Here is a 22,415-nt window from a genome sequence, read left to right as displayed (position 1 = left end):
GTCCTCGGAAACCTCGCAAAACCGACGCGTCAGAACCGGAGTTGGGGCGTCTTATTTGTCAGTGTCGTGCCGTAGGAATGAAGGGCACGGCGAGGTCCGCTCGGCGGACGGGAGGAGGTGGCCCGGTGAGTATTTCCGAGCCCTTGGACGACCCGTGGGCCGACAGCGGTCCCAGTGACCGGCTGCCCGCCTCCCGACAGCGCCGCGACGGTGGCGGCCGGGGCAGGGAGGACCAGCACGACCGCGGTTCGGACAGCGGTGGCTGGGACGGCGGGGGTTCGTCCTTCGAGCGGGTGCCGCCCCAGGACGTGGACGCGGAGCAGTCCGTCCTCGGCGGCATGCTGCTCTCGAAGGACGCCATCGCCGACGTGGTCGAGGTGCTCAAGGGCCACGACTTCTACCGGCCGGCGCACGAGACCGTCTACGGCGCGATCCTCGACCTCTACGCCAAGGGAGAGCCGGCCGACCCGATCACGGTCGCCGCCGAACTCACCAAGCGCGGCGAGATCACCAAGGTCGGCGGCGCGTCGTATCTGCACACCCTGGTCCAGACGGTCCCGACAGCGGCCAACGCCGAGTACTACGCGGAGATCGTCCACGAGCGCGCGGTCCTGCGCCGCCTGGTCGAGGCCGGTACGCGCATCACGCAGATGGGTTACGCGGCCGACGGCGACGTGGACGAGATCGTCAACAGCGCCCAGGCCGAGATCTACGCGGTCACCGAGCAGCGCACGACCGAGGACTATCTGCCGCTCGGCGACATCATGGAGGGCGCGCTCGACGAGATCGAGGCGATCGGTTCGCGCTCGGGGGAGATGACCGGTGTGCCGACCGGCTTCACCGACCTCGACCAGCTCACGAACGGTCTGCACCCCGGTCAGATGATCATCATCGCGGCCCGTCCCGCGATGGGTAAGTCGACGCTGGCGCTGGACTTCGCCCGGGCCTGCTCGATCAAGCACAACATGCCGAGCGTGATCTTCTCGCTCGAAATGGGCCGCAACGAGATCGCCATGCGTCTGCTGTCCGCCGAAGCACGTGTGGCCCTGCACCACATGCGTTCCGGCACGATGACCGACGAGGACTGGACCCGGCTCGCCCGCCGGATGCCGGACGTCTCGGCCGCTCCCCTCTACATCGACGACTCCCCGAACCTGTCGATGATGGAGATCCGGGCCAAGTGCCGCCGCCTCAAGCAGCGCGCCGATCTGAAGCTCGTGATCATCGACTATCTGCAGCTGATGCAGTCGGGCGGCAAGGGCCGCTCCGAGAGCAGGCAGCAGGAAGTCTCGGACATGTCGCGAAACCTGAAGCTGCTGGCCAAGGAGCTGGAGCTGCCCGTCATCGCACTGTCCCAGCTGAACCGTGGTCCCGAGCAGCGCACGGACAAGAAGCCCATGGTCTCCGACCTCCGTGAATCCGGCTCCATCGAGCAGGACGCGGACATGGTGATCCTGTTGCACCGCGAGGACGCCTACGAGAAGGAGTCACCGCGCGCGGGCGAGGCGGACATCATCGTGGGCAAGCACCGTAACGGCCCGACGGCCACCATCACGGTCGCCTTCCAGGGCCACTACTCCCGCTTCGTGGACATGGCACAGACCTGATCTCTCCTCAGGAGCCACCGGGGCGGGGCCGAATGCGCTCGACGCGGGAGGCCGGGCCAGGTGGACTGGGGACATGACGACGACATCCGCGGAAGAACTGCTTCCGGCCACGCGCCGGGCCCTGCTGCACCGAATCGCCACCGCCCAGGCGCAGGGGCGTGCGCCGTCGTTGGTCGCGGCGGTGGTGCGGGGCGGGCAGGCGGTCTGGCACGGGTCCCGTACCTCGGTGGACGGGCACGGCCCCGACGAGAACGTGCAGTACCGCATCGGCTCGATCACCAAGACGTTCACGGCCGTCCTGGTCCTGCGGCTGCGGGACGAGGGACTGCTCGACCTCGGTGATCCGCTGGAGAAGCATCTTCCGGGCACCGGCGCGGGGGAGGCGACGATCGCCGAACTCCTCGCGCACACAGCCGGGCTGGCCGCCGAGTCGCCCGGCCCCTGGTGGGAGCGCACTCCCGGGTCGCTGCGTCCCGAACTCGCCGATGTCCTGGGCGAGCAGCCGCACCGGCATCCGGTCGGTCGGCGGTTCCACTACTCGAACCCCGGCTACACCCTGCTGGGCGCGTTGGTGGAGGAACTGCGAGGCGCCCCCTGGGAAGAGGTCCTGCGCGGCGAGGTACTCGAACCGCTGGGCCTGCACCGGACGAGCGGACAGCCGCAGGCGCCTCATGCGGGCGGCTGGGCCGTGCACCCCTGGGCGGACGTCATGCTTCCCGAGCCGGTCGAGGACCTGGGGCTGATGGCGCCGGCCGGTCAGCTCTGGTCGACCAGCGGCGATCTGGCGCGCTTCGCCGTCTTCCTCGCACGGGGTGACGACCGGGTGCTGAGCGCGGAGTCCGTACGGGAGATGCGCACGCCCGCCGCGCCCGCCGAACCGGAGGAGGTGGCGGCCGGTGCCGCGTACGGGCTCGGTATGCAGGTTCAGTATCGGGACGGCCGGACTCTGGTGGGGCACGGCGGTTCCCTCCCGGGCTTCGTCGCCGGGCTCATGATCAGTGTCGAGGACGATCTCGCCGCCGTCGTGCTCGCGAACTGCACCTCGGGTCCACCGGTGGCGACGGTCGCCGCCGACCTCGTGCGTATCGTCGCGGAGGCCGAGCCCCGGATTCCCGAGCCATGGCGACCGCTGTCCGAAGTCGACCAATCCGTACTGGAGTTGGCCGGACCCTGGTACTGGGGGACGCACGCTTTCGCGCTGCGGCTCACGGCCGACGGGGGCGTGACGCTCGGGCCACTGGCGGGCAACGGCCGGCGCTCGCGATTCCGGGCCGAGGACGACGGGACCTGGACCGGGCTCGACGGCTATTACGCCGGTGAGCTTCTACGGGCCGTTGAGGGGCCTGACGGGTCGGTCACCCACCTGGACCTCGGCTCGTTCGTGTTCACCCGTCAGCCGTACGGTGAGGGCGCTCCGGTCCCGGGTGGAGTGGACCCCGAGGGGTGGCGCGGGATCAAGTAGCCGCCTATCCGTCCGCAGCGCATGGATGTGGCATGCCGAGGGGCGTCCTGTTTCACGTGAAACAGGACGCCCCTCGGCATGCCGTGCCATGTCGTGATCCATGACCCGACTTCGCCGGGTCGGGACTCAGAGCTGCAGCTTGAACCCGACGTGCGACGCGGTGAAGCCGAGGCGTTCGTAGAACCGGTGAGCGTCCGTCCGCGTGGCGTCCGACGTCAGCTGGACCAACTGGCAGCCCTCGCTCCGGGAGCGGTCCACAGCCCATTCGATGAAGCGGGTGCCCAGACCGCTGCCCCGCTCGTCGGCATGGACACGTACGCCTTCGATGATCGAGCGGGTCGCTCCCTTGCGGGACAGCCCGGGAACGATCGTCAGCTGAAGCGTGCCGACGACCCGGCCCTCCCGCACAGCGACGACCACGTGCTGGTTCGGATCTTCGCTGAGGCGTTCCAGCGCGGCCAGGTACGGCGTCAGGTCGTCTGGCGACTCACGCTGCGAGCCCAGCGGGTCGTCGGCGAGCATTCCGACGATCGCGGGGATGTCGTCGGCGACCGCGGGCCGTATCTCAAGATCTCCCATGGCCGCAGCCTACGCAGAAGCGGGATCGGCGCAGCCGAGCCGCTTACGGCGGCGGACCTGTGTACGTAGACAGCTGTCTACGCGGGCGCGGGCAGGCTCGCCGATTCCACGACGCGGACCAGCGGGGCCAGCTCGGGGCTCCTGGCCGCCTCGTCCAGCGCCTCCCGCAGCGCCGCGTCGTTGGTGGGCCGGGCTTCCTCCAGGAGCTTGAGCCCCGCCTCGCTGACGTTCGTGTAGATGCCGCGGCGGTCGGTCGGGCACAGATAGCGCGAGAGCAGGCCTCTGTCCTCCAGTCGGGTCACCAGCCGGGTGGTGGCGCTCTGGCTGAGGACGACCGCGTCGGCGACCTGCTTCATCTGCAGATGGCCGCCGTCGCCGTCGTGCTGGCGGCTGAGGACGTCGAGGAGCGAGTACTCGCGCACGCTCAGACCGTGCCGCGTCTGCAGGGCTCGCTCGATGTGCGCCTCGATCCTCCCGTGCAGCAGAGAGAGGGCGCACCAGCCCTGGGCGAGAGCGGTGAGCGCGGGGTCCGTCGCTGTCATGGCATTTCCTCCGTCCCGGAGTGGCTGACACCAGGATAGGGCACGACCGCAATATCCTGCGCTTGCACTTAACCCGCGTCTGCAACTATTGTGAACGCACGTAAAGCGCTCCTGCAATCTTCTGGGAAGGTCGTCCCCATGCCTCTCGCGCTTCTGGCCCTCGCGATCGGGGCCTTCGGAATCGGAACCACCGAGTTCGTGATCATGGGCTTGCTACCCGAGGTCGCCGGCGACTTCGGTGTCTCCATCCCCACCGCGGGTCTCCTCGTGACGGGCTACGCGCTCGGAGTCATGTTCGGCGCGCCCCTCATGACCGTGCTCGGCACCAAGATCTCCCGCAAGCGGATGCTGATGCTGCTGATGGGACTCTTCATCGTCGGCAACCTGATCTCCGCGATCGCCCCCACCTTCACCGTCATGCTGATCGGACGCGTGATCGCCTCGCTCGCGCACGGTGCCTTCTTCGGCATCGGCTCGGTCGTCGCCGCCGACCTGGTCGCGCCGGACAAGAAGGCCGGCGCCATCGCGATGATGTTCACCGGCCTGACCGTCGCCAATGTCGTCGGCGTACCGCTGGGCACCCTCATCGGGCAGTCCGCGGGCTGGCGCGTGACCTTCACGGTCGTCGCCGCGCTGGGCGTCCTCGGCCTCGCCGGCATCGCCAGGCTCGTACCCGACATGCCCAAGCCGGAAGGCGTCCACCTGCGCCACGAACTGGCCGCCTTCAAGAACGTCCAGGTCCTGCTCGCCATGGCGATGACCGTGCTCGGCTTCGGCGGAGTCTTCGCGGCGATCACCTACATCGCGCCGATGATGACCAACGTCACCGGTTACGCCGACGGCTCCGTCACCTGGCTGCTCGTCCTCTTCGGCCTCGGCATGGTCGGCGGCAACCTCGTCGGCGGCAGGTTCGCCGACCGCGCCCTGATGCCGATGCTGTACGTGTCACTGGGCGCCCTCGCGGTCGTACTCGCCCTGTTCACCCTCACCGCGCACAACAAGATCGCGGCGGCCGTGACCATCACGCTGATCGGAGCCCTCGGCTTCGCCACCGTTCCGCCGCTGCAGAAGCGGGTGCTCGACCAGGCGCACGGCGCCCCGACACTCGCCTCCGCCGTGAACATCGGCGCCTTCAACCTCGGCAACGCGCTCTCGGCCTGGCTCGGCGGCGTCGTGATCGCGGCCGGTATGGGCTACACCGCCCCCAACTGGGTCGGCGCCGTCCTGGCCGCCGCCGCCCTGCTGCTCGCCGTCCTCTCGGCCGCACTGGAGCGGCGCGCCGACTCCGCCGAATCAGCCGACTCCGCCGATTCGGCGGACCCGGTCGTCGTGAAGGCGGAACAGGCGCACTCCGTGCAGCAGGCCGCCGTCCACCACTGAGCGCCGGCCGCAATCCCCCACACCGCACCATCTCGCAAGGAGAAACCCCTCATGAGCACCACCACCGTCACCCCGCTGACCATCCAGGACGCCGAGGCGCTCGTCACGGCCGCCCGCCGTGCCGCGGAAGCCGCGGACGTCAAGGTCAGCGTCACGGTCCTCGACGCGGGCGGCCACCTGCTCGCCTTCCGGCGGGACGACCGGGCGGTCCTGATCTCGGGCGAGACCAGCACCCGCAAGGCCTACACGGCGCTGCAACTCGGCACTCCCACCGCGGATCTCGTCGAAGCGGTCCAGCCCGGAGGGCTCTTCCACACCCTGCCGACCGCGCTCGACCGGCCGCTCCTGTTCATCGCCGGTGGAGTGCCGGTCCACCGCGACGGCCGCCTGATCGGCGCGATCGGAGTGGGCGGCGGCGCCCCGGAGCAGGACCACGGTTTCGCCACCGCCGCGGTGCAGACCCTCGGCTAGGACGGCCGCCGGCGCTCGGAGCGCCCCGTACCGGAGAACCGCCCGCTCATCCCAGAGCGGGCGGTTCGCCCGGTTCGGTCCGCGTCCCCCGGTTCGGTCCGCGTCGCCCGGTTCAGCCCGCGGCCACGGTGAGCGGAGCGAACCGCCGCGTCCAGTCGCCGGGCAACTCCCCGATGCCGTACGTCATCACCGCGTTGAAGCTCACGGAGGTGAGCCCGCGCTCCTTGACCCACGCCAGCAGTTCCTCATGGCGTACGTCGATGTCCGTGCGCAGTGGACGGTCGGTACGCGAGGCCAGCGAGGCGATGAGCGCCTTCGCCGTCTCGGTGTCGCGGGCGATCAGCGGGCCCACCACATGGCTGTCCATGTTGGGCCAGGCGGCCGCGTACCCGATGATCCGGCCGTCCTCCTCGGCGACCCGCAGATGGTCGGAGAAAGCGGGCAGCCGCGTGATCATGTGCGTCCGGTCCGTGCCGAAGACCTCCTCGTCGAGGCGGAGGATCGTGACGAGATCCTCGGCCGTGGCCGCACGTGTGGCGATCTCGGGCTCCGGGCCCAGGGGGCTGAAGCGGCCACGGACCATCTCGGCACGCCCGATGGCCTTGAAGCCCAGTTCCTCGTACAGCGGGCGCCCGTACGGCGTGGCGTGCAGGGTCACCGGGGTGGTCCCCAGCTCGGCCACGACATGGCGCATGAGACGGCGTCCGATGCCCTGGCGGGCGTACCGCTCGGCGACCAGCACCATGCCGATGGCTGTCAGATCCGGCTGTTCCCGGGGCCCGTAGGCGGTCACGACGCAGGCGGCGACAAGACCCCCGCCGGGGTCGTCGATGCCAAGGCCCGTACCGGCCGCGAGCAGCAGACCCCACTTGTGTTCCTCGCGGGGCCAGCCCCGGTTCTCGGAGAGGTCGGCACAGGCGGAGAGATCGCGAGGCGTCAGACGGCGGATGGGCAGAGCGGCGGGGGAAGGAGTCGGCACGCAGGTCAGGCTGTCCGACGGGCGGCTTCCGCGTCCACCGGTTTGCGGGCGGCCGTACGGATCCTTTGCCCGCGCCGGGTCAGCCCCCAGGGCTTGAGGACCGAGATCACCGTCATGAAGAGATACGCGCACAGCGAGACGATCGGTCCGAACAGGACGTCACCGGGGTCGGGCAGCGGTCCCCCGTCCGCCACCGCGGCGACCGCGGTGTCGACTCCGGGGCGCAGGGCGAACACGGTGGCCGTGGCGGTGGCCAGCGTCAGCCAGAACTTGGTGTAGACCCACCGATGCCTCGCCAGCCCCCATGGCGTGCCCAGGGACAGCACCAAGCCGGTGAGGAGCGTAAGGAACGCGAGGGGGAGCAGAAGCCAGTCGGCGAAGGTCTTCATGGCGCGGACGGAGGCTTCCACGGTCATCGCGGACCCGGTGGTGGTCGCGGTGATTCCCAGGGCGAGCAGCCCGAGCGTGAGCCCGAGCCAGCACGCGGACGCGGCTACATGGACGACGAGGGTGGCCCTGCGCACGGGGCGGCTTAGTTTCACGTGAAACACCGTGCGGGGCGGGAGCGGCCTGAGGCATCTGACAGCGGGAGTAACCGCGCGTACTAGCCTCGGCGTACACGCCGCGAATTGGCTTGTCCCGCCCGGGAATTGAAAGAATTGATGAAACGTCCACCACGCAATTCCTGACGTAAGGAAGCGGGGACTTGTGCGTCGGACCGCGGCCGGTATGGTCGACTCCGGTTCGTGTCCGACGAGGTGTCCGCACATCCCGTCGGGGCGATCGAACGACAATGCAGCCTAACGGGACAGAAAGATCGAAGACCCGCATTTCCGGTTACGCGACCGGGTTGGTGGTAATGGGTGGGATGCTGACTTGGCTGTAGTGCGGCCAATGTCACATTCTCGGCTCACTTGTCCCCAGCGTGCGATGACGCGGTCCAATATGGGCGCATTGGCCGACAGGACGGAACGGGGCGAAGCAAGCAGTCTGCGGGGGGAAAGCAGGCATCTTCCGATCGAGGAGGTGCGCAGACCGACCGAAAGATGTTCGAGGCGAGGCACAGCATGGACGCTCCGACCACCACGTCGGCCGACAAAGGCACTTCAGGGGGTGGCGGCGGAGGCGGCTGGTTCACACCGCACACGCCACCGGAGCCGCCCGCGGGCGGCGAGCAGGGGGCGACCGAGGGGCGGCGCTTGGCCGCGTTGCGGCCGGTCCGCAGGCCCGCGGCGGGAGAGGACGACGCGGCACCGCGACGAATACCCCCGAAGGCGGAGCCCGGACCGGACACGGATCGAACCGACGCCGAGCGAACCGACGCCGAGCGGATCGCCGCCGACCGGACCGACGCCGCCCGAGCCGGCCGCGACTTCGGCCCCGGCCCCGGTCGTGGAGGCGCCCCCAGCGGGAGCGAAGGCGCCGCCCGTGCCCACTCGTCCGGGCCCCCGCAGGCGTCACGCGAGGCGACACCGCCGGCGGTGACGCACAACGGGCCGCCCCCTTCACCGAGGCCGGACCGTGAGCATCCGGACCGTGGGCGCCCGGATCGCGAGCACGCCGGCCCCGGCCGGCAGCCCTCTCACTTCGCCGCCCCCGCTCCCGCAGCAGCCGCGCCCACGTCGGCTCCGGCCCCCGCGGCGACCTCAGAGCCCGAGCCGGCTCCCGCGCCCGCGAGGCCCGCCTCCCCCGACGCCGTCCTCATCCGCCGCACCATGGCCGAGGTGGCGCCCGTCGCCGACAAGGTCACCTCGTACTTCTACGCGCTGCTCTTCGTCCGCCATCCCGACCTGCGCCCCCTGTTCCCGGCCGCGATGGACACCCAGCGGGACCGGCTGCTCAAGGCGCTGCTGACAGCGGCCGAACACATCGACAACACCGAGGTCCTGGTCTCGTATCTGCAGAACCTCGGCCGCGGCCACCGCAAGTACGGCACACGCCCCGAGCACTACCCCGCCGTCGGGGAGTGCCTCCTCGGCGCGCTCAGCCGGTTCGCGGGGACGGTCTGGGACAGGGAGACCGAGGCGGCCTGGGTCAGGGCGTACACGACGATCTCCCAGGTCATGATCGACGCCGCGGCCGCGGACGAACTGCGCGCGCCGGCTTGGTGGTACGCCGAGGTGGTCTCGCACGATCTGAGGACCCCGGACGTCGCTGTCGTCACGGTCCGCCCCGATCAGCCGTACCCCTTCCTCGCCGGCCAGTACGCGAGCCTGGAGACCCCGTGGTGGCCCCGCGTCTGGCGGCACTACTCGTTCGCCTCCGCGCCCCGATCGGACGGACTGCTGTCGTTCCACGTGAAGGCGATTCCGGCGGGCTGGGTCTCCAGCGCGCTGGTGCACCGGGCCCGCCCCGGCGACATCGTCAGGCTCGGACCGCCCGCGGGCTCGATGACCGTAGACCACACCACCGACAGCGGACTGCTCTGTCTGGGCGGCGGCACCGGCATCGCGCCGATCAAGGCACTGGTCGAGGACGTCGCCGAGCATGGGCAGAGGCGCCCGGTCGAGGTCTTCTACGGGGCCCGCACCGATCACGACCTGTACGACATCGACACCATGCTCCGGCTCCAGCAGAGCCACTCATGGCTCTCGGTGCGTCCCATAGTCGACCAGCTGGCACATCTCCAACTGCCCGACGCGGTCCGCGAATACGGTCCGTGGGACGAGTACGACGCCTATCTCTCCGGCCCGCCCGGCATGATCCGCAACGGCGTGGACGCACTCCGGGACATCGGTATCCCATCGGCCCGGATCCGTCACGACGCGGTGGAGGACCTGGTCGCGGCACGCGACTGACACCGGGCCGACTCCGGCCCCGGCTCGCGTCAGCGGGGCAACGGGCGGGGGGTCAGCCCAGATCGGGCGCCTGCATCGCCCGTACGCCCTCGATGTTCCCGTCGAGATAGTGCCGCAGCGACAGCGGTACGAGGTGGACGGAGGCGATGCCGACGCGGGTGAAGGGGATTCGCACGATCTCGTATTCGCCGCTGGGCTCTTCGATCTCGGGGCCGTGGCGCAGCGAGGGATCCATGGATTCCAGGTTGCAGACGAAGAAGTGCTGCACCTTCACCCCGGTCGAGCTGCTGTCCTCGCCGATGTGCTCGACGGTGTCGACGAAGCACGGCACGACATCGGTGATCTTGGCGCCGAGTTCCTCGTGCACTTCACGGTGGAGCGCGTCGACGACGGTCGTGTCCTCGGGCTCGACCCCGCCGCCGGGTGTCAGCCAGTAGGGATCGACGCCGGGTTTGGTCCGCTTGATCAAGATCAAGTCGTTGCCGTCCAGCAGGACGGCCCGGGCGGTGCGCTTGACCACGGGTCGGTCGGTCATGGGAGGAATGTGGCCCGGTTGGTTCCACGTGAAACATCGCCGCCCGGACCAGGCGAAGCTTCTGCGTCACGACCAGCCGGTAGCGGCGCGCATCAGCCATTCGTGGGCCCGCGCGATATGCGGCATGGCCAGGGTGCCGGTCCGTACCACCAGGAAGTATGTACGAAGGGGTGGGACCGTCGGCTCGCTCAGCGCCACCACGTCGCCCCGCTCCAGGGCCGGTCCGCACAGATAGCGCGGCAGGACCGCGAGTCCCGCGCCGGTGGTGGCGCAGGCGAGCACGGCCCGCAGGTCGGGAACGATGACGGTGCCCGACGCGGCGGGCAGGGAGTCGAAGACGGAAGCCCAGTAGCGGGCGATGAACGGCAGCGACTCGTGCACCTCGACCACGGGCAGGTTCTCCAGGGCCGGCGCGCCCTGGAGCCGTAACTTGTCGGAGTCGATACGGGCGACCCAGCGCGGGGCGGCGACCAGCACGTGTTCCTCGTCGCAGAGCGGAGTCGCGGTGAGCAGAGCGCCCCGGGGGCGTGCCGTGCTGATGGCCAGATCGTGATGCCCGGCAGAGAGTCCTTCCAGCGTCTCCTCCGCATTGCCGAAGGAGGCCCGCAGTGCGAAACCGTGGCCGTCGTCGCCGATCAGCTCGGTGAGCGCGGGCAGCGCGCGCTCGGCGGTGAACTCCGGTGGCCCGGCGAGGTGGAGGGTGCGCAGGGAGGAGTCCGCGTCGAGGCCGGTCTCGGTGATCTCCACGAGGGCGTCGAGATGCGGGGCGGCCTTGTGGGCGAGTTCGTCCCCGATGGTGGTGGGGGTCACCCCACGGGCCTGGCGCAGGAACAGGGGGCGTCCCAGCTGCCGTTCGAGCGTGCGGATCTGTGAGGTGACGGCCGGCTGGGAGAGGCCGAGCAAAGCGGCGGCCCGGGTGAAGGAGCCGGCCCGGTGCACGGTCACGAAGGTCCGCAGCAGAGCCAGATCCATGGCTTCCCTTCGATCTTCAGCTTGCCGGAAGCCCCCAACTATAAATAAGTCGATAGCCCCCTGTCGCTACCGTGATTGGACACTGACACAGAGTCAACTAGCCTTGTTCGCGCGGTTCTTAGCGCAGAGAACCGGGGCGGTCCGAGCCACGAGGGGGGAGGCTCGGACCGTCCGTTGTGCGTAGCGCGGCTACTGGCCGGTCACTCAGCAGGCGCTCACTTCGCGGACTCGTCGAGCGCCCGCCGGACGTCGGCCACCAGATCCTCCGGATCCTCGGCGCCGACCGAGAAACGGATGAAGCCCTCCGGGACCGCGTCGCCGCCCCAGCGCCCGCGCCGCTCGGCGGTCGACCGCACCCCGCCGAAGCTCGTCGCGTCGTCCACGAGCCGCAGCGCGTCGAGAAAACGGTCGGCACGCGCGCGCGTGGGCAACGTGAACGACACCACACACCCGAAGCGCCGCATCTGCTGCGAGGCGATCTTGTGCGAAGGGTCGCCGGGCAGCCCGGGATAGCGGACTCCGAGCTCCTCGGGCCAGTCCCGCAGCGTCTCGGCGATCACCTGGGCAGTCGCGTTCTGCCGGTCCACGCGCAGCTGCAGCGTGGCGAGCGAGCGGTGCGCGAGCCAGGCCTCCATGGGCCCCGGGATTGCCCCGACGATCTTGCGCCAGCGCCGTACGGAGGCCATCGCCGAGGCGTCGACGCCCGTGACGTACCCCAGGAGGACGTCTCCGTGCCCTGTGAGCTGCTTGGTGCCGCTGGCCACGGAGAAGTCCGCGCCCAGCTCCAGCGGCCGCTGTCCGAGCGGCGTCGCCAGGGTGTTGTCGACCGCGACGAGAGCGCCGCGCGCATGGGCGGCCTCGACGAGCCGACGCACGTCGCACACGTCGAGCCCCGGGTTCGACGGGGTCTCGATCCACAGCAGCTTCGCTCCGTCGAGGACGTCGAGCTGGGCGTCGCCGCCGGTCGGCGCCGTGCGCACCTCGATGCCGTACGCCTCCAACTGCCCGCGTACGAGCGGCAGGACCTGGTAGCCGTCGTCGGGCAGCACGACCGTGTCGCCGGCGCTCAGCTGGGAGAAGAGGACGGCCGAGATGGCGGCCATGCCGGAGGCGAAGACGAGCGTCTCGACGCCGTCCCGCCCCGGAGCCTCCAGCTCGCCGATGGCGCGCTCCAGATGGGTCCAGGTCGGGTTCTCGTCGCGTCCGTAGGTGTAGGAGCCGGTGGGCTCGCCCGCCAGATGGAAGTGGGCGGCGAAGACCGGGCCGGGGAGGGTCGGCTCGTGCTTGACCGGCTCGGGCAGCCCGGCCCGCACGGCACGCGTGCCGTCACCCACTCCCTCGGAACCCGCTCCCTCGAAAGAATTCGTCATGCCGCCTGTTCCTCCACTTGCTCGCGTACAGCGGCGAGCAGTCCGGTGCTCGCCGCCTCCACCATCTCAAGACACTCCTCGAAACCGTCCATCCCCCCGTAATAGGGATCAGGTACGTCGAGATCGGCGCCGGCGGCGATGTCGTACGAGCGCAGCAGCCGGACCTTCTCGGCGTCGGCCGGGGTCGGTGCGAGGCGGCGCAGGGCTGTGAGGTGGCCGGAGTCGAGAGCTATCACCAGGTCGAGCCGGGAGAACCACTCGGGCCGGAACCGGCGGGCCGCATGGTCGCTGCCGTAGCCGTTCGTCTCCAGCACGGAGACGGTGCGCGGATCGGCTCCGTCACCCTCGTGCCAGCCGTCGGTACCCGCGCTGTCCACCTCGACCAGACCGTCGAGGCCCGCTTCGGCCACCCGCGCGCGGAAGACGGACTCGGCCATCGGGGAGCGGCATATGTTGCCGGTGCATACGAAGCACACGCGATAGGGCATCGGGGGCCGCTCAGTCCTCGTCGGGAAGGACGACGTTCAGGGCCCAGGAGACGATCGAGATGATCAGGCCGCCCAGGACGGCGGTCCAGAAACCCTCGACGTGGAAGCTTAGGTCGAGCTTGTCCGCCAGCCACGAGGTGAGCAGCAGCATCAGGGCGTTGACCACCAGCGTGATCAGTCCGAGCGTGAGGATGAACAGCGGGAAGGTGAGGACCTTCACGACCGGCTTGACCAGGAAGTTCACCAGTCCGAACAGCAGCGCGACGAGCAGCAGCGTGCCGATCTCCTTGCCCGTGCTGTCACCGCTCAGGGTGATCTTGTCGAGCAGCCACACCGCCACCGCCAGGGCGCCCGCGTTGGCGATCGTCTTGACTACGAAATTCTTCATGTGTCTGATCGTGACAGAAGAGATCGAAAACGAGCAGCGGGGCGAGGGCGGAGCAGGGCGATGAAGGCATTCCGGCTGGACGAACTGGAGGCGGAGCGCGCCGCCAACGACGGCGCGTACCTCCAGTTCCTGCGCGAGAAGAACATGTCGGTCGGCCTGTACGCGCTGGACGCGGGCACACAGGACCCGCAGCAGCCCCACCGCCAGGACGAGGTCTACCTCGTCGTCAGCGGCCGTGCCGCGATCACGGTCGGCATGGAGACGACCCAGGTGGCGCGTGGCAGCGTCGTGTACGTACCCGCGGGGGTGGCTCACAAGTTCCACCACATCAGCGAGGATCTGCGGGTCGTGGTGGTCTTCTCTCCGCCGGAGAGCTGACGTCCGCCTCAGGGTTCCCTAGGGGAACGGTCAGGGGCAGACAAGGGGTGCGAGGCCCCCGCAGGGACCCCTGCCGCGCCTAGCATCGAGGCAGGACATTCGTGGCCCGCCGGCTCGGCGGGGACGATCAGGGACAGCACTCGGAAACGGGCAGAGAGACAAGGAACAAGGGCGATGCGAGAGATCTTCGCGGGTATGCCGTGGTGGGTTAAGTGGGTCGCGGTGCCGGTCATCGCCCTGGTCGTGTTCGGCGGCCTGATAGCGAGTGTCGTCGGATTCGTGATCGGCCTGCTCTTCAAGCTGCTGCTCTTCGTGGCACTGGTCGGCGGACTGATCTACGTCGTACGGAAGTTCATGTCGGGCTCTACGTCGAGGAGCGACTGGTAGACGGCCGGCGCGGGGGACGCATGATCCGCCGGACGCCACTGTCCGGCAGGCCCCACTGCATGCGGGAACCATCGGTTCCCTCGGGTGGGGGAAGTTTTCGAGGCATGTCGTCGGCGATCGGTGGCAGACGGTTAAAGTCCGGAACTCGCCGCGGGGTTGATCCTCGGGAGCGGCGTTCCTGACCCTCCCGTGTCACCCTCGCACGGGCGGCCCCCTCGCGCTTCGGGAGTGACCTTTGGCCACGGTTGACACCGCACCCGCAGGACCGAAGGTTTCGGCCTCCGAGCCGCATCCCACGACCCTCATCGGTTCGGTGCAGCGTGCGATGCGTCTTCTGGAGTCCGTCGCGCGTCACGAGCACGGAGCGCCCGCGAAGCAGTTGGCCCGCGAGGCCGGACTCGCGCTCCCCACGGCGTACCACCTGCTGCGCACCCTGGTGCACGAGGGATATCTGCGCCGCGAGAAGGGGCTGTTCTTCCTCGGAGAGGCGGCCGAGCGGCTGAGCCGCAGCGGAGCCCAGCAGAAACGTCGCAGCACGATCGCCGATGCTCTGGGAAGCTGGCGCGATTCGATCGGTGCTCCCGTCTACTACGCGGTCTACCGCGGCGGGGAGATCGAGGTGGAGTGCGTCGCCGACACCCCGGGCAATCCCGCGGTCCAGGAGTGGGCGGACTTCCGGGAGACGGGGCACGCGCACGCGATCGGCCAGTGTCTGCTGTCCCAGCTCGACACGCAGGGGCGCAGGGACCACCTCGACCGCTACCCCGTGCGATCCGTCACGCCGTACACGGTGCGTGACGATCAGACCTTGATTCGCCGTCTCGAATCGACCGGGCGCATGCAGCCGGTGGTCGAACGTCAGGAGTACGCGCTGGGCACGGTCTGCGCCGCGATCCCGCTCACCCTGGGCAGCACGGCGGCCACGGTGGCCATCTCCATGCCGTCCCACCAGGCCGAACGGCTGCTGCTCGCGGCACGGCGACTGCAGAGCGAGATCGACACGCTGCTGGGGACACTTGCGGTCTCTATCAGCATCTGAAAACTCACTCCTTGTGATCTGGTGTACACGTTCAGCAAGATGCCAGAAGTGTTTAGGTGGACGATTCCCGGCCATGGACGGCAGACGACGGGGTAGGCGATGCGCGAGTCGGTAGTACAGGCAGAGGTCATGATGAGCTTCGTCGTCTCGGAGGAGCTCTCCTTCCGCATTCCGGTGGAGCTGCGTTACGAGACCTGTGATCCCTATGCCGTGCGTCTGACCTTCCACCTGCCCGGCGACGCTCCGGTGACCTGGGCCTTCGGCCGGGAGCTGCTGATCGACGGTGTGGGCCGGCCGTGCGGGGACGGGGACGTGCACATCGCTCCCTCGGACTCCGAGGGTTTCGGCGATGTGCTGATCCGGCTCCAGGTGGGCGTCGACCAGGCCCTGTTCCGCTGCGGTACGGCGCCGCTGCTGGCGTTCCTCGACCGCACGGACCGGCTGGTGCCGCTGGGCCAGGAGCGTTCCCTCGCCGACTTCGACACGCATCTGGACGAGGCCCTGGACCGCATCCTGGCGGAGGAACAGAGCGCGGGGTGACGCGGCGGCGACAGTCGTGAGGTGAGGCTTCCCCGTCCGAGAAGGCCCCAGGAGAACCGGTCCGTCCCGGTGACGCACCGGTCTCAGTGCTTGCGGCGGCGGCCGCTCCCCCCGCGCAGCGGTGCCTTCGAGCCGGACTGGGCCTGAGGCTGCGGGTGTTGTGGCTGCGGCTGCTGGGCCGGGGCGGTGTCACCCGGGCGGTCGGCCGAGACCACCAGGGCCGCGAGAGCCGTGGTGACCGGAACCGAGGCGACCAGCCCGATCGAGCCGACGAGGGTACGGACGATCTCCTCGGCCACCAGTTCGCTGTTGGCCACCGTCCCCACACTGCTCTGCGCGATGGAGAAGAGCAGCAGCAGAGGCAGCGCCGCGCCCGCGTAGGCGAGGACGAGCGTATTGACGACGGACGCGATGTGGTCGCGGCCGATGCGGATGCCCGCGCGGTACAGCCCTCGCCAGCCCATCGTCGGGTTGGCCTCGTGCAGCTCCCAGACCGCCGAGGTCTGCGTCACCGTGACGTCGTCGAGCACTCCGAGCGAACCGATGATGACACCCGCGAGCAGCAGGCCGCTCATGTCGATCGACGGATAGAGACCGTGGATCAGGCCGGTGTTGTCGTCGGTGTTGCCGGTCAGCGCGGCCCAGTCGATGAACAGCGAGCCGAGAAGCCCGATCAGCACCAGGGACAGCAGCGTGCCGATGACGGCGACCGATGTCCGGGCCGAGAGGCCGTGGCACATGTAGAGCGCGATCAGCATGATGGCGCTGGCCCCGACCACCGCCACGACCAGCGGATTCGACCCCTGAAGGATCGCGGGCAGGATGAAGAAGGTCAGGATCAGAAAGCTGACGGCGAGCGCGATCAGCGCCATGACACCGCGCATCCGGCCCACCACGACCACGGCGAGGGCGAAGATGCCGGCGAGCAGCGCCATGGGGAACTTGCGGTTCACATCGGTGACCGAGTACTGGAGCTCCTTGGGGGCGTCGGGCGCGTACGCCACGATCACCTCCTGGCCCTGCTCCAACTGGCGTGAGGAGTCCGGCTGGACGATCTCCGTGAACGTACGGCCCTTGTCCTTGCCGGAGTCGACCCGGACCGTCGCCTTCTTGCAGGTGCCCGATTCCTGCTGCTGAGCCGATGAGCCCTCGGCCGTCGAGGTGTCGCCTGTCGGGGTCTCGCCCGAGGCGTTCACGGACTTGCAGTCGACCTTGTCGACCTTGGTCACGGTGGCCTGCTGGGTCTGCCGGTCGAAGCCGACGCCCGTGCGCTCGTGTCCGGGTGCGCCGCCCGGCCAGAGCACCGCGAGACCGACCACGACCGCCGCGGCGAAAGGAATCAGCACCGCCGCGATGATCTTGCGCAGGTGCATGGAGACAGGAGCCGCGGGGCCATGACTGTGCGAGTGGCCGTGCCCACCGCCGACAGGTCCGTCGCCGCCACCGCCGGGCCGGTCGCCGCCGCCTCCGGGGCCATGGGATCCCTGTCCAGGTCCGCCGCCGTGACCGTGGCCGTCGTGGCCGTGTCCGTGGGGCGGTTCGGACGGCGGAAGTGGGGGCTGCTGCGTCGTGGTCACCGACCGATCATCGCAAGAACGAGAGGGGCCCACTGTTCACCGCGCCCATTGTGACGCTAGCGTGGAAGCACCTTTGCACACGCGGGAGCTCGGAGCACCGGGCTGAGAGGGCGCTGACCTCCGTATCCGCGATGTTTCACGTGGAACATCGCCGGACGGGAAACGCTGCGTCGACCGCCGAACCTGTTACCGGGTAATGCCGGCGTAGGGAGTAGGTCTCATGACCATCAAGGACGTACGCACGCCTGCCTCCAGCCAGACGAGTGGGGCGCCCGCCCCGGTCGACGGCACCGAGGCGTCCACGGCGACCGAGGGCGGCGGCGCAGCTGCTTCGCCCGGGAACGGCGAGGTCGCGAACGGCGAGGTCGCGAACGGCGAGGCCGGGAACGGCGAAACCGCGAAGTCCGAAACCGCGAAGTCGATCGGCTGGCACAAGGCGTATGTCGCGGGCTCGCGCCCCGATCTACGGGTGCCGGTCCGTCAGGTGCATCTCACCAACGGTGAGTCGGTCACCCTGTACGACACCTCCGGCCCGTACACCGATCCGGCCGTCGACACCGATGTACGCAGGGGGCTGACGCCCCTGCGCGACAACTGGATCATCGCCCGCGGCGACACCGAGGAGTACGCGGGCCGTCCGGTGAGCCCCGAGGACGACGGGATCAAGCACACCTCGCCGCGCGGCGGACTGCGCAACCTCGACGCGGTCTTCCCGGGGCGTCCACGACTGCCCCGCCGGAGCCGTGGCGGGCAGGCGGTGACCCAACTCGCCTACGCGCGGCGGGGCGAGGTCACACCGGAGATGGAGTACGTGGCCATCCGCGAGAACGTCGACCCCGAGATCGTCCGTGAGGAGATCGCGGCGGGCCGGGCCGTACTGCCGGCCAACGTCAACCATCCCGAGATCGAGCCGATGATCATCGGCAAGCGGTTCCTGGTGAAGGTCAACGCCAACATCGGCAACTCCGCGGTCACCTCCTCCATCGAGGAGGAGGTCGACAAGATGACCTGGGCGACGCGTTGGGGCGCCGACACGGTGATGGACCTGTCGACCGGCCGCAACATCCACACCACCCGCGAGTGGGTGCTGCGCAACTCCCCCGTCCCCATCGGCACGGTCCCGCTCTACCAGGCGCTGGAGAAGGTCGACGGACGCGCCGAGGAACTCACCTGGGAGATCTACAAGGACACGGTCATCGAGCAGGCCGAGCAGGGCGTGGACTACATGACCGTCCACGCGGGCGTGCGCCTGCCGTACGTCCCGCTGACCGCGAACCGCAAGACCGGCATCGTCTCGCGCGGCGGCTCGATCATGGCCGCGTGGTGCCTGGCGCACCACAAGGAGTCGTTCCTGTACGAGCACTTCGAGGAGCTCTGCGAGATTCTCGCCGCGTACGACGTCACGTACTCGCTCGGCGACGGGCTGCGGCCCGGGTCGATCGCGGACGCCAACGACGCCGCGCAGTTCGCGGAGCTGCGGACGCTGGGGGAGCTCAACAAGGTCGCGAAGCGTCTCAACGTACAGACCATGATCGAGGGCCCGGGGCACGTCCCGATGCACAAGATCAAGGAGAACATCGACCTTCAGCAGGAGATCTGCGAGGAGGCGCCGTTCTATACGCTCGGCCCGCTGACGACCGACATCGCGCCTGCGTACGACCACATCACCTCCGGCATCGGTGCCGCGATGATCGCCTGGTGGGGCACGGCGATGCTCTGCTACGTCACGCCCAAGGAGCACCTGGGCCTGCCCAACCGGGACGACGTCAAGACGGGCGTCATCACCTACAAGATCGCGGCCCATGCCGCGGATCTCGCCAAGGGGCATCCGGGCGCACAGGAGTGGGACGACGCGCTGTCGGACGCCCGCTTCGAGTTCCGCTGGGAGGACCAGTTCAACCTGGCACTGGACCCGGACACCGCCCGGGAGTTCCACGACGAGACACTGCCGGCCGAACCGGCCAAGACAGCGCACTTCTGCTCCATGTGCGGGCCGAAGTTCTGCTCGATGAAGATCAGCCACAGCATCAACGAGCAGTTCGGCGGTACGGCGGCCGCGGGAGCCTCGCCCGAAGAGGTCGCCGACGGGATGCTCCAGAAGTCGAAAGAGTTCGCCGCCGCGGGCAACCGGGTCTATCTGCCCTTGGCGGACTGAACCGCGCTGCCCGTCGTTCCGGTACGCTTTTCGGCCGACCGATAGGCTGTGATGCCGCGACGCCGAGGTCTTGGACGATCATTTCCAGGACCTCGGTGATCCGGCCCGTATGAACAATCCCGGTTTCTTTTCGGCCAGCGATTTGCGCGGCGCGGTCGGCCCTTTGTTGCGTTTATTATGCATATACCTCCATTTAATGGCCTCCGTCGGGCGTTCACGCGCGTCTTGGCAGTGCCGAGAGCGACGCCCATACTGATTTGGATGCCGAAATACAGGGCATCGCCACTTTTTGTAGGTGAAGGTGTGGGGGATGCATGGGGCTCGATGATGCTGAAGTGCGCTGGCTGAGGAGTTCGGCCAGTGTGGAGGGGAACTGCGTGGAGGTGGCCGCCACCGGTGGGATAGCGGTACGCGATTCGAATGACCCTGACGGGGCATCGGTGGGGTTCAGTGCATATGCTTGGCGCTCATTCCTCTCCGGTCTGAAGGACTGCGACACATCCCCACGAGCATCCTCGTAGGGGACCTGCCTGTCTGAACGGTGACGGGAATCTGTTCGTGCGGTCAGAATGTTTCTCCGTGGCACGCTCCCCTTGGCGCCTTTAGCTCTGGCCGAACAGAAACTCCCTCGTCACCTCTGTGGCCACCCCCCTCTCCACGTCCCAGAAGTCGTCCAGGTAGTCGGTGGGGCGACGTTGGGAGGTGCGCCCCAACGCCTTCTCGCTGATGATGACTTCGCCGTCCGCGCTCTCCAGGTAGGCGACCATCTCGTCCTCGTCGCCGGGAAATTCGAAGAGGACATAGGGCGAGCGGAACTGCCGGTAGACGCCGGCGTCGAATGGGACGACGCGTACGGTCACGTTCGGCAGTTCACTGACGGTCAGCAGCTTCTCGTACTGCCTTTTCATGGTCTCCCGCGAGCCCACTGCTCTGCGGAGCACGGCTTCGTCGAGGACGCAGAAGATATCGGGCCCGTCGGCCCGCACAAGGCGGTCCTGCCGCTCGATCCTGAGCTGCACGAGCTGTTCCGTCGCCTCGGTGCCGGCATTGGTCCGCGTCATGAGTTCTCGGGCATATTCCTCGGTCTGCAACAGACCGGGCACCACATGGGGTTCGAAGTTCCGAATGACCGACGCCGAACTCTCGTAACCGAGGTAGGTCTCGAAATCCTGGCTCACCCAGGAGCGGTACGGCGCCCACCACGGCGGTTGACGCGCCGCCCGGGCCATGTCGGTCAGGGCCTTTACCTGAGCCTGGTCGGTGATTCCGTAATGCCCCAGCAGAACGCGTACATCGGTCACGGACACTCCGACGGTGCCCGCCTCGATGCGGATCACCTTGGACGGTGACCAGTCGAGCTGTTCGGCCACCTCGCGCTGCTTCAGCCCCGCGCCCTCCCGTGCCTTCCTCAGGCGGTCCCGCAGTCGTGCACGCTGGAATCCGGGCTCTTCCTGGGCCACTTGGCACTCCGTCCCCACACAGCCGGCGTTGTCGGTCAGCAGGCTAACGGCCTGTCCGCCGTCCGCCACCATGCTCAGCGCCGTACAGCGGAGTGCGTGTCCGCTTCTTGCCTGCTGATGGATCGCCACATGGCATACAGCATCTTCCGAGCCACCGCATATGACAAGCCCACCTGCGAATGTGTGCGGAAGAGCTTCAGGAGTGCTGTCATGTTGTTCCCGTCGCGCGAGGGAGATTCCTTGTCCAGCGGTGCGAATGAATTGCTGTGAGGCGTGGACCTCCGTATACGGGGGCGAATGCCGAATGCGCGCCGAACGCGAGGCGAACGCACAAAAAAGATCGACGACGGATTTCCGTCGTCGATCATTCTTGCCGGGGCGGGCGGTGTCGGCGGGCCCGCCCTACTCCGGAGCGTGCTCAGGTCCGCCGAAGTCCGGGCTGCTGAAGTCCGGGCTTGAGTAGCTGGGACGGGGGCCCGCTGACGCACCCCCGTCGGGGCTGCTGAAGCCCGGGCGGTTGTAGCCGAGCTGCGGCATCCGGCTGACCGGTTCGGTCGGCTTCATACGGCCGAGGGCCGCGGTGCCCGGGTCGGCGAGAGCCTCCCTGAGGAACGGCATGAGGCCGCGCTCCAGGAGTGCTTCGTGCCAGGCCTCCCTGGCCAGAGCGACCTCCTCGCTCCGTTCGCCGTGGACTCCGGCCTGCAGTGAGCTGGCGCCGTTGCGCAGGGCGGCGAGCAGCAGGCCGACCGCGGCGACCAGGATCGAGACCGCCGTGATGGCACCGAAGACCCAGCCGGTGGTGAGCAGGGTCCGTGCGATGCCCGGCTGGGGGTCGAGCATCTTCAGGATGTAGCCGACGAGCAGGAAGATCGCCGCGGCGGTGCCGGCGAGGACCGGGGCGAGCACGGCGACGACGGCGGCGGCGCCGGCCCCCGCGGTCTCGGCGACTTCCCCCATGGCCGTGGCGAGCCCCACCGCGCTGGTGCCCGGATCCGAGGAACTGCCGGATCCTTCGCGGACGTGAGGGGTGGACGGCGCCGGCTGGCGCAGTTCCTCGCGGACCTTCACATAGTGCTGGTACTCGCTCGACGCGGCCGCCGTGATGAGTGCGGTGGCGTTGAGTGCCATCGTGCGCAGTTGCTCGGGGTTGAGCCGCTGACCGACAGCGGCGAGTTCCGGACGGTGTGGTGCGGAGCGCAGCGCCTCGTCGAGGATCCGCTCGTACTCTTGGCGGTCCTCGCTCAGCAGGTGCTGCGGAACGCTGTTCATGTGCATCCCCCGATGCTCCGTAGGGCTGGGTGACTCGGC

24 protein-coding genes are annotated in these 22,415 nt (G+C 68.9%); 12 read left to right on the top strand and 12 right to left on the bottom strand.

Going from position 1 to position 22,415, the window contains the following annotated elements; genetic code table 11:
* The first annotated feature begins 125 nt into the window (after window positions 1-125).
* Together dnaB and J8N05_RS06090 are read left to right on the top strand one after the other, a co-directional pair.
* Window positions 126-1,607: a replicative DNA helicase gene (gene dnaB, locus J8N05_RS06095; RefSeq protein ID WP_210881434.1), complete on the top strand. Its 1,482-nt coding sequence runs from the start codon at window positions 126-128 to the stop codon at window positions 1,605-1,607.
* A 73-nt stretch (window positions 1,608-1,680) separates the two neighbouring features.
* Window positions 1,681-3,069 (top strand): serine hydrolase domain-containing protein, encoded by a 1,389-nt coding sequence (locus J8N05_RS06090; protein ID WP_210881433.1) that lies wholly within the window; start codon window positions 1,681-1,683, stop codon window positions 3,067-3,069.
* 126 nt (window positions 3,070-3,195) lie between these two features.
* Here the strand turns inward: J8N05_RS06090 and J8N05_RS06085 are convergent, their stop codons facing one another.
* On the bottom strand, window positions 3,196-3,648 hold the full coding sequence (locus J8N05_RS06085) for a GNAT family N-acetyltransferase (protein ID WP_210881432.1): 453 nt from the start codon (window positions 3,646-3,648) through the stop codon (window positions 3,196-3,198).
* 77 nt (window positions 3,649-3,725) lie between these two features.
* A complete protein-coding gene (locus J8N05_RS06080) occupies window positions 3,726-4,190 on the bottom strand; it encodes a MarR family winged helix-turn-helix transcriptional regulator (RefSeq protein ID WP_210881431.1) in 465 nt (154 codons plus the stop codon).
* 138 nt (window positions 4,191-4,328) lie between these two features.
* On the opposite strand from J8N05_RS06080, the gene J8N05_RS06075 reads away from it, so the two are divergent.
* Complete coding sequence (locus J8N05_RS06075; protein ID WP_247706168.1) at window positions 4,329-5,570, top strand: MFS transporter; 1,242 nt, start codon at window positions 4,329-4,331, stop codon at window positions 5,568-5,570.
* A gap of 51 nt (window positions 5,571-5,621) precedes the next feature.
* Window positions 5,622-6,041, top strand: coding sequence for a GlcG/HbpS family heme-binding protein (locus tag J8N05_RS06070; RefSeq protein ID WP_210881430.1), 420 nt, complete (start codon window positions 5,622-5,624; stop codon window positions 6,039-6,041).
* 112 nt (window positions 6,042-6,153) lie between these two features.
* Here J8N05_RS06070 and J8N05_RS06065 read toward each other — a convergent pair whose 3' ends face one another.
* Both J8N05_RS06065 and J8N05_RS06060 read right to left on the bottom strand, forming a co-directional pair.
* The gene (locus J8N05_RS06065; protein ID WP_210881429.1) at window positions 6,154-7,020 is read right to left on the bottom strand and encodes a GNAT family N-acetyltransferase; all 867 of its coding nucleotides are present in this window, start codon (window positions 7,018-7,020) and stop codon (window positions 6,154-6,156) included.
* Between the two features lie 5 nt (window positions 7,021-7,025).
* Window positions 7,026-7,562, bottom strand: coding sequence for a DUF2269 family protein (locus tag J8N05_RS06060; RefSeq protein WP_210881428.1), 537 nt, complete (start codon window positions 7,560-7,562; stop codon window positions 7,026-7,028).
* Between the two features lie 525 nt (window positions 7,563-8,087).
* Here J8N05_RS06060 and J8N05_RS06055 point away from each other — a divergent pair.
* On the top strand, window positions 8,088-9,818 hold the full coding sequence (locus tag J8N05_RS06055; protein ID WP_210881427.1) for a globin domain-containing protein: 1,731 nt from the start codon (window positions 8,088-8,090) through the stop codon (window positions 9,816-9,818).
* Window positions 9,819-9,870: 52 nt separating this feature from the next.
* Here the strand turns inward: J8N05_RS06055 and J8N05_RS06050 are convergent, their stop codons facing one another.
* The 5 genes from J8N05_RS06050 to J8N05_RS06030 form a co-directional block, all read right to left on the bottom strand.
* A complete protein-coding gene (locus J8N05_RS06050; RefSeq protein ID WP_210881426.1) occupies window positions 9,871-10,353 on the bottom strand; it encodes an NUDIX domain-containing protein in 483 nt (160 codons plus the stop codon).
* A gap of 66 nt (window positions 10,354-10,419) precedes the next feature.
* Window positions 10,420-11,325 carry a LysR family transcriptional regulator gene (locus J8N05_RS06045; RefSeq protein WP_210881425.1) on the bottom strand — a complete coding sequence of 302 codons (906 nt, stop codon included), beginning with the start codon at window positions 11,323-11,325 and terminating at the stop codon, window positions 10,420-10,422.
* 215 nt (window positions 11,326-11,540) lie between these two features.
* A complete protein-coding gene (locus tag J8N05_RS06040; RefSeq protein WP_210881424.1) occupies window positions 11,541-12,695 on the bottom strand; it encodes a cystathionine gamma-lyase in 1,155 nt (384 codons plus the stop codon).
* Window positions 12,692-13,183, bottom strand: a complete 492-nt coding sequence (locus tag J8N05_RS06035; protein WP_210881423.1) for a low molecular weight protein-tyrosine-phosphatase — start codon at window positions 13,181-13,183, stop codon at window positions 12,692-12,694. Before J8N05_RS06035 ends, J8N05_RS06040 begins: the two co-directional genes overlap by 4 nt.
* 10 nt (window positions 13,184-13,193) lie before the next feature.
* Window positions 13,194-13,571 (bottom strand): phage holin family protein, encoded by a 378-nt coding sequence (locus tag J8N05_RS06030; RefSeq protein ID WP_210881422.1) that lies wholly within the window; start codon window positions 13,569-13,571, stop codon window positions 13,194-13,196.
* Window positions 13,572-13,631: 60 nt separating this feature from the next.
* Here J8N05_RS06030 and J8N05_RS06025 point away from each other — a divergent pair, with 60 nt between their 5' ends.
* From J8N05_RS06025 to J8N05_RS06010, 4 genes are all read left to right on the top strand, one after another.
* The gene (locus tag J8N05_RS06025; protein WP_210881421.1) at window positions 13,632-13,949 is read left to right on the top strand and encodes a cupin domain-containing protein; all 318 of its coding nucleotides are present in this window, start codon (window positions 13,632-13,634) and stop codon (window positions 13,947-13,949) included.
* A gap of 174 nt (window positions 13,950-14,123) precedes the next feature.
* Window positions 14,124-14,336: a DUF5326 family protein gene (locus J8N05_RS06020; RefSeq protein ID WP_210881420.1), complete on the top strand. Its 213-nt coding sequence runs from the start codon at window positions 14,124-14,126 to the stop codon at window positions 14,334-14,336.
* Window positions 14,337-14,571: 235 nt separating this feature from the next.
* Entirely contained in the window at window positions 14,572-15,375 is an 804-nt protein-coding gene (locus tag J8N05_RS06015; RefSeq protein ID WP_407699885.1) for an IclR family transcriptional regulator, read from the top strand.
* A 99-nt stretch (window positions 15,376-15,474) separates the two neighbouring features.
* Complete coding sequence (locus tag J8N05_RS06010; protein ID WP_210881418.1) at window positions 15,475-15,915, top strand: SsgA family sporulation/cell division regulator; 441 nt, start codon at window positions 15,475-15,477, stop codon at window positions 15,913-15,915.
* 83 nt (window positions 15,916-15,998) lie between these two features.
* Here J8N05_RS06010 and J8N05_RS06005 read toward each other — a convergent pair whose 3' ends face one another.
* On the bottom strand, window positions 15,999-17,288 hold the full coding sequence (locus J8N05_RS06005) for a YibE/F family protein (protein WP_247706167.1): 1,290 nt from the start codon (window positions 17,286-17,288) through the stop codon (window positions 15,999-16,001).
* A 21-nt stretch (window positions 17,289-17,309) separates the two neighbouring features.
* On the opposite strand from J8N05_RS06005, the gene J8N05_RS47230 reads away from it, so the two are divergent.
* The 3 genes from J8N05_RS47230 to J8N05_RS05995 all read left to right on the top strand — a co-directional run bounded on the left by J8N05_RS47230 (window position 17,310) and on the right by J8N05_RS05995 (window position 20,168).
* Window positions 17,310-17,546: a hypothetical protein gene (locus tag J8N05_RS47230; RefSeq protein ID WP_247706166.1), complete on the top strand. Its 237-nt coding sequence runs from the start codon at window positions 17,310-17,312 to the stop codon at window positions 17,544-17,546.
* Window positions 17,547-17,712: 166 nt separating this feature from the next.
* Window positions 17,713-19,647 (top strand): phosphomethylpyrimidine synthase ThiC, encoded by a 1,935-nt coding sequence (gene thiC, locus J8N05_RS06000; RefSeq protein WP_247706165.1) that lies wholly within the window; start codon window positions 17,713-17,715, stop codon window positions 19,645-19,647.
* Between the two features lie 314 nt (window positions 19,648-19,961).
* The gene (locus J8N05_RS05995; RefSeq protein ID WP_210881416.1) at window positions 19,962-20,168 is read left to right on the top strand and encodes a DUF397 domain-containing protein; all 207 of its coding nucleotides are present in this window, start codon (window positions 19,962-19,964) and stop codon (window positions 20,166-20,168) included.
* Window positions 20,169-20,249: 81 nt separating this feature from the next.
* Here J8N05_RS05995 and J8N05_RS05990 read toward each other — a convergent pair whose 3' ends face one another.
* On the bottom strand, window positions 20,250-21,179 hold the full coding sequence (locus tag J8N05_RS05990; RefSeq protein WP_210881415.1) for a helix-turn-helix domain-containing protein: 930 nt from the start codon (window positions 21,177-21,179) through the stop codon (window positions 20,250-20,252).
* Between the two features lie 330 nt (window positions 21,180-21,509).
* Window positions 21,510-22,382, bottom strand: coding sequence for a hypothetical protein (locus J8N05_RS05985; RefSeq protein ID WP_210881414.1), 873 nt, complete (start codon window positions 22,380-22,382; stop codon window positions 21,510-21,512).
* Window positions 22,383-22,415: the final 33 nt, after the last annotated feature.

It is taken from the genome of Streptomyces liliiviolaceus, assembly GCF_018070025.1.
GTDB lineage: Bacteria > Actinomycetota > Actinomycetes > Streptomycetales > Streptomycetaceae > Streptomyces > Streptomyces liliiviolaceus.
The sequence above is the reverse complement of the archived record's forward strand: the minus strand, read 5'-3'. Positions and strand labels throughout refer to the sequence as shown.